This is a genomic window from Streptosporangiales bacterium (genome assembly GCA_009379825.1).
Taxonomy (GTDB): domain Bacteria; phylum Actinomycetota; class Actinomycetes; order Streptosporangiales; family WHST01; genus WHST01.
This window is the reverse complement of sequence record WHTA01000001.1, coordinates 158,429-169,788: the sequence shown is the minus strand read 5'-3', so window position 1 is coordinate 169,788 and position 11,360 is coordinate 158,429. Positions and strand designations below refer to the sequence as shown.

Here is an 11,360-nt window from a genome sequence, read left to right as displayed (position 1 = left end):
GGCAACGACCCCCGCGGATGCGCTGGCTTGAGGCGTGGGCACTCGACTGGAGCCGATGGACGCGGCTAGCGCGGAACCCGCCGGCGAGATCCCGCGGGCGCTGGCCGACGGCGTCCGCGCGTACCTCGACCACCTAAGCGTCGAGCGCGGGCTCGCGCGGAACACCCTGCAGTCGTACCGGCGCGACCTCAACAGGTACCTGGAGGTGCTCGCGGCCAGGGGAGTGCGCGACCTCCGTTCCGTCGACCGGGAGGACGTCGCCGCGTTCCTCATGGCGCTGCGCGAGGGCGACGACGTGCACCCGGCGCTCGGCGCCAGCTCCGCCGCGCGTGCCGTGGTGGCCGTACGGGGGCTGCACAAGTTCGCGATCGCCGACGGCCTCGCCGACATCGACCCCGCCCGCGAGGTACGCCCGCCGACGCTGCCGAAGCGGTTGCCGAAGGCGATCTCCGTGGCCGACGTGGAGAAGCTGCTCGCCGCCGCCGGCGGGCTCGGCGCCGACACCTCGCAGGCCGACGACCCGCTGCGGCTGCGCGACCGCGCGCTGCTCGAGCTGCTGTACGGCACCGGCGCCCGGATCTCCGAGGCCGTCGGGTTGGACGTCGATGACATCGACGTGGCCGGCGGCTCGGTACTGCTGCGCGGCAAGGGCGGCAAGGAACGGATGGTGCCGATCGGCACCTACGCGGCCGCCGCCATCGAGGCGTACCTGGTGCGCGCACGCCAGGTGCTCGCGGTGCGGGGGCGCGGCACGGGCGCACTGTTCCTCAACGCCCGCGGCGGCCGGCTGAGCCGGCAGAGCGCGTGGACGGTGCTGCAGCGTGCGGCCGAGCGCGCGGCGCTCAGCGGTATCTCGCCGCACACGCTGCGCCACTCGTTCGCGACCCACCTGCTCGACGGCGGCGCGGACATCCGCGTCGTACAGGAGCTGCTCGGACACGCGTCGGTGGCGACGACGCAGGTGTACACCCTGGTCACCGTCGACAAGCTGCGCGAGGTGTACGCACTCGCGCATCCCCGCGCGACCGACTGAGCGCGTCCGGTCTGGCGGTGGCAATTTGTCGACAGGGAAACTTCGCGACACGCCGCGCAACCTTCCCGCTCGAGGCGTGCCGGCTCTCTAGCCTGCTTGCAGGTTGAACACCTAGGCCCCGTCGACGACGACGGTGGGGCCACGCAGGGATCGCCCCCGAAGCACGCGCATCTGGAGGGTGAAGCATCTTGACCGATTCGAGCCGCGCACTCCCTAGCTCGCCGAGCAACGTCGCCGACGACATCCGTCGTGCCGGCCTGCCCGATCCGAGCCAGGTACTGCCGCCAAGCCCGCACCGGCCAGCCGACCCGGTGCTCGACGCACCGGCGATCAAGGCGCCTACGCTTCCGGTCGAGCCGGAGGACGAGGCGTTGATGACGCCCGCCGAGGACGACAAGCCGCACAAGTCCACCCGGACGGGCCCGACCGGCCGGCCGATGCCGAAGTTCCCAGACCCGCCGCCGCTGACCCAGCACGGGCCGGCGCGAATCGTCTCGCTGTGCAACCAGAAGGGCGGCGTCGGGAAGACGACGACGGCGATCAGCCTCGGCGCGACGATCGCCGAGTACGGGCGCAAGGTGCTGCTGGTCGACTTCGACCCGCAGGGCGCGCTGTCCGTCGGCCTCGGCGCGAACCCGATGGAGCTGACCAGCACCGTCTACAACCTGGTGATGGAGCGGCACGTCGCGATCGGCGACATCGTGCGGCCGACGAACATCGCCGGGCTCGACCTGCTGCCGAGCAACATCGACCTGTCCGCGGCCGAGGTGCAGCTGGTCGGCGAGGTCGCGCGGGAGCAGGCGCTGTCCCGCGTACTGGCCGACGCGGTGCCGCACTACGACGTGATCCTGATCGACTGCCAGCCGTCCCTCGGCCTGCTGACGATCAACGCGCTCACCGCCAGCCACAGCGTGATCGTGCCGCTGGAGTGCGAGTTCTTCGCGCTGCGCGGTGTGGCCCTGCTGATGGAGACCATCCAGCGGGTGCAGGAGCGGCTCAACCCCGACCTGGCCATCGAGGGCGTGCTCGGCACCATGTACGACTCGCGCACGCTGCACACCAGGGAGGTGCTCACCCGGTTGGTAGAGGCGTTCGGCGACACCGTCTTCCACACGGTGGTCAACCGCACCGTCCGGTTCCCTGACGCCAGCGTCGCGGGCGAGCCGATCAGCGTCAACGCGCCCAACTCGAACGGCGCGAAGTCGTACCGCAACCTGGCGAAGGAGGTGCTGGCCCGGTGGCACGCCGAGTGAGCCTGCCAGGCGCAGACGAGTTCTTCGGCTGCAACGGCGTCGGCCAGGCCGAGGCCGCAGGCGCCGAGGGCACCGCCCCGGTGCGGCTGGTGCCCGGCACCGAGCGCGCGCCCGACCTGCAGCCGGCCCAGCCGGCGACCAACCGGCGCGGGAGCGGCCGGGAGAAGCACGACGAGAAGATCACCGTCTACGTGTCGTCGGACGAGCTGTTCGACCTCGAGCACGCCCGGCTCGTGCTGCGACGGCACCACGGGCTCACCGCGGACCGCGGCCGCATCGTCCGCGAGGCGGTGGCCGCGCTGCTCGAGGATCTCGAGGAGCACGGCGGCAACAGCGTGCTCGTCCAACGTCTCCGCGACGGCCTCTAGGGCCGTGCCTCCCGGCGGGCGGGCCCCTGGCGGTAGCCACGCCACGGGGCCCGTCGGCGGTGCCCGTACCCTTGCTAGCTGGACGACCGTCCGGCGCCGGGGGAGCTGCCACCGGCGCGGCAGAGCAGAGATCGAGGTCAAGTGTCAGCCGTGACTGACGAGCCAGCCACCTCGGGCGAGATCCCAGGCGACGCCGAGGTGGTGCCTGGCACGCCGTCCGACGACCCCGTCGTGCCGATGGCCAGGCCGCAGTTCGAGGTGCACCTGGACGTCTTCGACGGCCCGTTCGACCTGCTGCTCGGCCTGATCGCGAAGCACAAGCTGGACGTCACCGAGGTGGCGCTGGCCAAGGTCACCGACGACTTCCTCGCGTACATCAACGCGTACGGCTCCGAGTGGGACCTGGAGCAGACCACGCACTTCCTGGTCGTCGCGGCGACGCTGCTCGACCTGAAGGCCGCCAGGCTGCTGCCGCAGGCCGACATCGATGACGAGGACGACCTCGCCCTGCTCGAGGCACGCGACCTGCTGTTCGCCCGGCTGATGCAGTACAAGGCGTACAAGCAGGTGGCCGCGGAGTTCGCCGGCCGGATGGCGGAGGCGAACCGTATCTACCCGCGCAGCGTCACGCTGGAGCCACGGTACGCGGACGTGCTGCCCGAGGTGGTGCTCGCGGTCGGGGCGGAGGACCTCGCCAGGATGGCGGCGGTCGCGCTGGTCCCGAAGGAGCCGGAACGCGTCGGGGTGGAGCACATCCACCACCCGGCGGTGAGCGTCCGCGAGCAGGCGGTGCTGCTGGTCGAGCGGTTGCGCAAGTGCCGGCAGTCGAACTTCCGTACCTTGACCGCCGACTGCGCCAACTCGATCGAGGTGATCGCCAGGTTCCTGGCGCTGCTCGAGCTTTTCCGGGAGTCCGTGGTGTCGTTCGAGCAGGTCACCCCGCTCGGCGAGCTGAACGTCCGCTGGACCGGCAGCGACGACCAGGACGTCCAGGTCAGCGACGAGTACGACCGGCTCGGCCCCACAGCCCCGGCCGGCGGCACCGCTCCGGACGCGGAGGCCGGCGGGCCAGACCCCAGTGACCAACCCAGCGGTGGAGGACAGCAGTGACCGGCATGACACCGGACCACGACCCGGTGACCGAGGCGCCCGCCGACCCGGCCAACCACCCCGACGACCCCACAGCCGACGAGGCCCAGCCCGGCGAGCAGGCCGACCTGACCGCCGCCGACCAACCGGCCGCCGACCCGGACCCCGCCGAGCAGGCCACCGGGGACCCCGCCGCCGAGCAGGCGGAGCCGACCGCTGCCGAACCGGCAGTGGCCGACCAGGAGCCCGGCGAGCAGGCCGACCTGACCGCCGCCGACCAACCGGCCGCCGACGAGGCGCAGCCGACCGACGGAGCCGCGGCCGAGGCGGAGTCCGGCGATGTCGCGGTGCAAGCGGCGGCCGAGGAGCCCGACCTCGCCGAGACCGCCGGGCACGGGCCCACCGACCTGGCCGGGGGCGACTCCGACGACGCGCAAGCCGCCGCCGACACCGAGCCGGCCGTCGAGGCGGGCGAGCACGCCGACATTCCCGCCGGTGGGGAGCCGCACGTCAACGGGAACGCGCCCGTCGATGCCGGTGAGGAGCATGCGGACGGTGGGCCGTCCGGGGTGCCCGATCTGGCCAGCGCCCTGGAGGCGGTGCTGATGGTCGTCGACGAGCCGATTCCTGCGGTGCAGCTGGCGCAGGTGCTCGAGACCCCGCGGGTCGAGGTCGAGGAGACGCTACACCGGCTCGCCGCGGAGTACACCGAGGCCGGGCGCGGCTTCGACCTGCGCGCCGTCGCGGGCGGGTGGCGCTTCTACAGCCGGCCGGAGTGCGCCCCCGTGGTCGAGCGGTTCATCCTCGACGGGCAGCAGGCCCGGCTGACCCAGGCCGCGCTCGAGACGCTCGCCGTCATCGCGTACCGCCAGCCGGTGAGCCGCGCGCGGGTCTCCGCGATCCGCGGCGTGAACTGCGACGGCGTCGTGCGCACCCTCGTCAACCGCGGGCTGATCGCGGAGGCCGGCACCGAGCAGGAGAGCAACGCCCTCCTCTACCGCACGACCACGTACTTCCTGGAGCGGCTCGGCCTGCAGAACCTGGACGACCTGCCGGACATCGCTCCGTACCTCCCCGAGGTGGACGAGCTCGACGACGCCGAGGAAGTCGCGGGTTGACCGACGACACCGGCGCTGCGGTCCGGCTGCAGCGCGTGCTGGCCCAGGCCGGCTTCGGCAGCCGCCGGGCCTGCGAGGACCTGATCGCCGACGGCCGCGTCACCGTCGACGGCGTCGTCGCGGTGCTCGGCGCGAAGGTCGACCCCGGCGCGGTCATCGTGCGGGTGGACGGCCTGCGCATCCCGTCCGCGCCCGACCAGGTCTACCTCGCGCTGAACAAGCCGCCAGGGGTGGTCAGCACGATGGACGACCCGGAGGGCCGCCGCTGCCTGGCCGGCTTCGTCCACGAGGTGCCCGCGCGGCTGTTCCACGTCGGCCGGCTGGACACCCCGACGGAAGGCCTGCTGCTGCTCACCAACGACGGCGACCTCGCGCACCGGTTGGCGCACCCGTCGCACGGGGTGCAGAAGACGTACGTCGCCGAGGTGCGCGGCAACGTGCCCAACCGGCTGGGGGAGCGGCTGCGCGAAGGCGTCGAGCTGGAGGACGGCATGGCGCGCGTGGACGAGTTCACGGTGGTCGAGCGCAACCCCGGGCGTACGCTCGTCGAACTGGTACTGCACGAAGGACGCAACCGGATCGTCCGGCGGCTGCTCGCGGAGGTCGGCCATCCGGTGCAGCGGCTGGTGCGGACGAAGTTCGGCCCGGTCGAGCTCGGCAACCTGCCGCCGGGACGCACCCGCGACCTCACGACCGCGGAAGTGGGTTCCCTCTACCAGGAGGTTGGCCTGTGACCAGCACACCAGGGGACGGCCAGGCCGCGATGCCGTCGCGGCTGCTGGTCGTCGGCACCGGCCTGATGGGCACCTCCGCCGCGCTCGCCGCACGCGCCGCGGGCGCCGAGGTGTTCCTGCACGACACCGACGAGGAGAACCTCGCGTGGGCAAGCCGGCTCGGCGCCGGCGAGGTCTACGCCGACGGCGTCACCGTCGACCTGGTGCTGCTCGCCGTACCGCCGCACCTGGTCGGCGCCGAGCTGGCGCGCTGGCAGGAACGCAAGGTCGGCATCGCGTACACGGACGTCGCGAGCGTGAAGGCCCGGCCGCGCGCCGACGCCGCCCGGCTCGGGTGCGACCTGTCCAGCTACGCCGGTGGGCACCCGCTCGCCGGTCGGGAGCTGTCCGGCCCGCGCGCCGCCGCCGGTGACCTGTTCCTCGGCCGGCCGTGGGCGATCTGCCCGGGCACGGCGAGCCCGGCGGTGCTCGCCACCGTGCGCGCCTTCGCCACGGCCGTCGGGGCGACGCCGCTGCTGATGAGCGAGGACGAGCACGACGCCGCCGTCGCGATCGTGTCGCATGCCCCGCACCTGCTCGCGTCCGTGATGGCCGCGCAGCTCGCCGACGCGGACACCCGGCTGGCCGGGCAGGGCGTCCGCGACGTGACCAGGGTGGCCGACGGCGACCCGCAGCTGTGGACGTCCATCCTCACCGGCAACGCGGCCGCCGTCGCGGACGTGCTCGACGGCGCCGCACACGACGCCAGGCAGGTGGCGGCGGCACTGCGCGCCGTGGCCGCCGGCGACGAGGCCGCGACCACCGAGGTGCACGCGCTGCTCACCCGCGGCGTGGCCGGCCGGCTCGCGCTGCCAGGCAAGCACGGCGGCCCGACCCGCATCTACGCGGTCGTCACCGTCGTGCTGCCGGACGAGCCCGGTCAGCTGGCGCAGCTGTTCCACGACGCCGACGCGGCCGGCGTGAACGTGGAGGACATCTCGCTGGAGCACGCTCCCGGCGCACTGGTCGGCGTGGTCGAGCTGAGCGTCCGTCCGGAGAGCAGGGACGCCCTCGTGGCGGGCCTACGTGCGACCGGTTGGGACGTCTCCGGATAGGCTGCCTGCAGAACGTGGCGACCCGCCGTGGCGCGTACGGACGTTCGGTACATCCCGGGCAAATCGCCCATCCAGCGAAGAGGAGCAGGAGTTGTCCGCGGAACAGGGCAGCGCAGTCGTCGCGGTCGACGGCCCGTCCGGCAGTGGTAAGTCCAGCGTCGCGCGTGCTGTGGCGGCGAAGCTTGGCCTGCGGTATCTCGACACCGGCGCCATGTACCGGGCCGTCACCTGGTGGATGCTCGAGCACGACGTGCCCGTCGACGACGCCGGCGCGGTGACCGCGGCCATCGGCCGCCCGGTGCTCGAGGTGACGGCGGACCCGGCGGAGCCGAGGTTCACCGTGGACGGCGTCGACGTCGACGAGGCGATCCGTACCCGCGAGGTCACCAACGCGGTGAGCGCGGTGTCCGCCGTGCCGGCCACCCGCGAGCGGCTGGTCGCCGAGCAGCGCGCGATCATCGGGGCCGGCGGCATCGTGGTGGAGGGCCGCGACATCGGCACCGTCGTCGCACCCGACGCGACGGTCAAGGTCTACCTGGTGGCCGACGAGGAGGTGCGGGCCGCGCGCCGGGTCGGCGACAGCAACGCCAGGCTCGGCACCGACGTGACGGTGACCCGCACCGAGCAGGCGCGCAGGGACGCGGCCGACGCCGCCAGGAAGTCGTCGCCGCTGGCGAAGGCCGACGACGCCGTCGAGGTCGACTCGACCGAGCTGGGCTTCGCCGAGGTCGTCGACCGGGTGCTCGACCTCGTACGCGAGGCGACCGAGCGGCATGGCTAGCAGCGCAGGCGCCGCCGCTCCGACGCCGCCGAAGCAGACCGCGCACCCGCTGGCGTTGCGTCCAGGCCGGTTGTTCGCCGGCGCACTGTCCGCCGGCCTGTTCAAGCTGCGTGTGCACGGCAAGGAGAACGTCCCCCGTACCGGCCCGGTGCTGCTCGCGATCAACCACCGCGCGTTCCTCGACGGCCCGGTCGTGTACGGCGTCTGCCCGCGACCGGCACGGTTCCTGGTGAAGGCGGAGATGTTCCGCGGCCCGTTCGGCACGCTGCTGCGGCAGGTCGGCCAGATCCCCATCCGCCGCGGCACCCCGGACCGCGGCGCGCTCGCCATGTGCCTGCGCTGGCTGCAGAAGGGCGAGGTGCTCGGCGTCTTCCCCGAGGGCACCAGGGGAGCCGGCGACTTCGGCGAGGTACGGCACGGGCTCACCTGGCTCGCCCTGCGCGGGCGCGCGCCCGTCGTGCCGGTGGCGTGCTTCGGCATCGTCGAGTCGAGCGCCGGCCGGAAGCTGCCGAAGCTGCGTGCGAACGTGGACGTCGTGTTCGGCGAGCCGTTCGACGTGGGCGCGTTCGGCGACCGCGCGTCGCGCCGGGTGCTCGCCGAGGCCGGTGAGCGGGTGAGGGAGCTGCTCGTCGCGCACCACAGGGACGCCGCACGTACCGCAGGGTGGGCATCATGACCGAGTCGGCGACCCAGGCACCACCGTGGACACCGGTCGTGGCCGTCGTCGGCCGGCCGAACGTCGGCAAGTCCACGTTGGTCAACCGCCTCCTCGGCCGGCGGGAGGCGGTCGTCGAGGACGTCCCTGGGGTCACCAGGGACCGCGTCGCGTACGACGCGGAGTGGCGCGGCCGCCGGTTCGTGCTCGTCGACACCGGCGGCTGGCAGCCGGAGGGCCGCGGGCTGGCCGCACAGATCACCGAACAGGCGCAGCTGGCCGTCGAGACGGCCGACGCGGTGCTGTTCGTCGTGGACACCACCGTCGGCGCGACCGACGAGGACGAGGCCGTCGCGCGGCTGCTGCAGCGCTCGAAGAAGCCGGTCGTGCTGGCCGCGAACAAGGTCGACGACCACCGGCTGGAGGCGGACGCCGCGGCGCTGTGGAACGTCGGCCTCGGCGAGCCGGTCCCGGTCAGCGCGCTGCACGGCCGCGGCAGCGGCGACCTGCTCGACCTGCTCTTCGACGCGCTGCCCGCGCCGCCGCCCGAGGAGGCGGAGGAGGAGGGCGGTCCGCGGCGGGTCGCCCTCGTGGGTAAGCCGAACGCCGGCAAGTCGAGCCTGCTCAACCAGCTCGCTGGCACCACCCGGGTGCTCGTCGACGCCGTTGCGGGCACCACGCGGGACCCCGTCGACGAGCTGATCGAGCTCGACGGCCGCACCTGGCAGTTCGTCGACACGGCGGGCATCAGGCGGAGGGTGAAGGAGTCGTCCGGCAGCGAGTACTACTCGTACCTGCGCACCGAGCGGGCCATCGAGGCGGCCGAGGTCGCCGTCGTACTCCTCGACGCCGGCGAGCCGCTGAGCGAGCAGGACCTGCGCATCGTCAGCATGGTCGCGGACGCCGGGCGCGCGCTCGTACTGCTGTTCAACAAGTGGGACCTGCTCGACGAGGAGCGCAGGGAGCGGCTGGACAAGGAGATCGACCGGCAGCTCGTACGGGTTCCTTGGGCGCCCAGGGTGAACGTCTCCGCGCTCACCGGCTGGCACGTGAACCGGCTCACCAGGGCCATCGACACCGCGCTCGAGGGCTGGCAGACCCGCGTCGGCACCGGACGGCTGAACGGCTGGCTGAACGAGGTCATCGCCGCGACCCCGCCGCCCATCCGCGGCGGCCGCCAGACGAAGGTGCTGTTCGCCACCCAGGCCGCCACCGCGCCGCCGCAGATCGTGCTGTTCACCACCGGCACCCTCGAACCCGGCTACCTGAGGTTCCTGGAACGCCGGCTGCGCGAGGAGTTCGGCTTCGTCGGTTCACCGGTGCAGATCTCCGTCCGCGTACGCGAGCGCCGCACGAAACGCTGACCACCGACGGGCGGTAACCGGTGCGCGCCGGCGCACCTCGCTACGGTAAGCTGCGGACGTTCCATCACGGGCTGTGGCGCAGTTTGGTAGCGCACCACACTGGGGGTGTGGGGGTCGTGGGTTCAAATCCCGCCAGCCCGACCAAACATTACTGGATCACGATCGGCGAGCCGCGCACGTGCTGCTGCAACTGTTCTGCCGGGCTTCGGCAGGCGTTTGTTGGTGTGGCCACATCCGCTTCCTAGCGTGAGTGACGACCCCGGGGGGTCACCACCACAGCAGGGAGTCGACATGACGGACACGGACAACGCAACTGGCGAGACGCGTTGCGTCGCCGGGCGTCGCCAGTTCCTCCGTGGCAGCCTGATGACCGCCGCCTCGTTGGTGGCGCTGGGGCCGTTGGAGGCACTCGGTGCCCGTACGGCCGGCGCCGCACCGATGACCAAGCGCCCGAACAGCGCCGGCTACGGGCCGCTGCGTCCGGTGAAGGACCAGACGACCGGGCTGGAGCTGCTCATGCTCCCGCAGGGGTTCGAGTACATCTCGTACGGCTGGACCGGTGACGAGATGTCCGACGGCAAGCCGACGCCGAGCGCCCACGACGGGATGGCGGCGTTCCACCGGCGCGACGGCAAGGTCGCCCTCGTCCGTAACCACGAGCGCGGCACGTTCGACGGCGCCTTCACCGAGCCGGCGTACAACCCGATGGCCGGCGGCGGCACCACGAACGTGGTCTTCGACCCGAGGGCAGGGAAGTTCGTCGAGTCCTGGGCGAGCCTCTCCGGCACGATTCGTAACTGCGCCGGCGGGCCCACACCGTCAGGAAGCTGGCTCACCTGCGAGGAGACAACCGTCGTCGGGGACGACGGCACCCGGCACGGGTACGTCTTCGAGGTGCCGTATGACAAGCCGGGTGACCCGCGTCCGATCAAGGGCATGGGCAGGTACAGCCACGAGGCCGTGGCGGTCGACCCCGGCACCGGCATCGTCTACCTGACCGAGGACGACACTCCGGCCGGCCTTTACCGCTACCTGCCCAAGTCGCGCAACGACCTGAGCGCGGGCGGGACGCTGCAGATGCTGGTCATCGAGACCGAGGACGGATCGTCCTACTCGACGTACGAAGACCCGACGGGTACTGAGTACTCCACGTCGTGGGTCACGATCCCCAACCCGGACTACGCTCCCGGCGAGCAACGGCCGGCCGAGCAGGGACAGTCGCTCGGGGCGGCCGTGTTCCGGCGGCTTGAGGGCGCGTGGTGGGGCAACGACCGCGTGTACGTGGTGTCCACAAGCGGCGGCCCGACCGGTCAGGGCCAGGTCTTCGACTACGACCCGGCGACCGAGCGGATGCGCGTGCTGTTCGCGTCTCCGGACGCGGCCGTGCTGAACAACCCCGACAACATCTGTGTCAGCCCGCGCGGCGGCATCGTGCTGTGCGAGGACGGCAACGAAGGCGAGTACCTGCACGGACTGACCACCGACGGCGAGATCTTCCCGTTCGCCCTCAATCAGGTGGTGATCCCCGACGGCGGCGTGCCAGGCAAGTCCGTGCAGCCCGGCGACTACAGCGGCTCGGAGTGGTGTGGCTCGACGTTCGAGCCACGTAACGGGAACTGGCTGTTCGCCAACGCGCAGAGCCCCGGCATCACGTTCGCGATCACCGGTCCGTGGCAACGCGGGCCACTCTGATACTCACCGCGTAGGGTCCGGCCACAGCTTCGCCGCGAGGACGAGGCCGAGCGCGCTGCCGTAACCGCAGCACCCATTGCTCAATCGCTTCGCGCGTCAGAGCCGCCCCAACGAGTCTGCCGCGATCGAGCCCGTGCACCGTCGAAGACAGCTGGCTCGACAAGGGCGCGAGACCCGCG

11 protein-coding genes and 1 tRNA gene are annotated in these 11,360 nt (G+C 72.4%); all 12 read left to right on the top strand.

Features of this window, described 5'->3' with window-relative positions:
- Window positions 1-55: 55 nt before the first annotated feature.
- The 12 genes from xerD (at window position 56) to GEV07_00825 (ending at window position 11,181) form a co-directional block, all read left to right on the top strand.
- Window positions 56-1,033, top strand: coding sequence for a site-specific tyrosine recombinase XerD (xerD, locus tag GEV07_00880; protein MQA01322.1), 978 nt, complete (start codon window positions 56-58; stop codon window positions 1,031-1,033).
- 374 nt (window positions 1,034-1,407) lie between these two features.
- On the top strand, window positions 1,408-2,286 hold the full coding sequence (locus tag GEV07_00875; protein MQA01321.1) for an AAA family ATPase: 879 nt from the start codon (window positions 1,408-1,410) through the stop codon (window positions 2,284-2,286).
- Window positions 2,271-2,654 (top strand): hypothetical protein, encoded by a 384-nt coding sequence (locus tag GEV07_00870; protein MQA01320.1) that lies wholly within the window; start codon window positions 2,271-2,273, stop codon window positions 2,652-2,654. The genes GEV07_00875 and GEV07_00870 overlap by 16 nt, the downstream gene beginning before the upstream one ends.
- A 237-nt stretch (window positions 2,655-2,891) precedes the next feature.
- Window positions 2,892-3,764: a segregation/condensation protein A gene (locus GEV07_00865; GenBank protein MQA01319.1), complete on the top strand. Its 873-nt coding sequence runs from the start codon at window positions 2,892-2,894 to the stop codon at window positions 3,762-3,764.
- 5 nt (window positions 3,765-3,769) lie between these two features.
- Window positions 3,770-4,861, top strand: a complete 1,092-nt coding sequence (gene scpB, locus GEV07_00860; GenBank protein MQA01318.1) for an SMC-Scp complex subunit ScpB — start codon at window positions 3,770-3,772, stop codon at window positions 4,859-4,861.
- Entirely contained in the window at window positions 4,858-5,595 is a 738-nt protein-coding gene (locus GEV07_00855) for a pseudouridine synthase (GenBank protein MQA01317.1), read from the top strand. The genes scpB and GEV07_00855 overlap by 4 nt, the downstream gene beginning before the upstream one ends.
- A gap of 29 nt (window positions 5,596-5,624) precedes the next feature.
- On the top strand, window positions 5,625-6,689 hold the full coding sequence (locus GEV07_00850; GenBank protein ID MQA01316.1) for a prephenate dehydrogenase: 1,065 nt from the start codon (window positions 5,625-5,627) through the stop codon (window positions 6,687-6,689).
- Window positions 6,690-6,780: 91 nt separating this feature from the next.
- Window positions 6,781-7,470 carry a (d)CMP kinase gene (locus GEV07_00845; protein ID MQA01315.1) on the top strand — a complete coding sequence of 230 codons (690 nt, stop codon included), beginning with the start codon at window positions 6,781-6,783 and terminating at the stop codon, window positions 7,468-7,470.
- The gene (locus GEV07_00840) at window positions 7,463-8,146 is read left to right on the top strand and encodes a 1-acyl-sn-glycerol-3-phosphate acyltransferase (GenBank protein MQA01314.1); all 684 of its coding nucleotides are present in this window, start codon (window positions 7,463-7,465) and stop codon (window positions 8,144-8,146) included. The genes GEV07_00845 and GEV07_00840 overlap by 8 nt, the downstream gene beginning before the upstream one ends.
- Window positions 8,143-9,489: a ribosome biogenesis GTPase Der gene (locus GEV07_00835; GenBank protein MQA01313.1), complete on the top strand. Its 1,347-nt coding sequence runs from the start codon at window positions 8,143-8,145 to the stop codon at window positions 9,487-9,489. The genes GEV07_00840 and GEV07_00835 overlap by 4 nt, the downstream gene beginning before the upstream one ends.
- Window positions 9,490-9,556: 67 nt before the next feature.
- Window positions 9,557-9,633 (top strand) — tRNA-Pro (locus GEV07_00830).
- A 147-nt stretch (window positions 9,634-9,780) separates the two neighbouring features.
- Complete coding sequence (locus GEV07_00825; protein ID MQA01312.1) at window positions 9,781-11,181, top strand: DUF839 domain-containing protein; 1,401 nt, start codon at window positions 9,781-9,783, stop codon at window positions 11,179-11,181.
- Window positions 11,182-11,360: the final 179 nt, after the last annotated feature.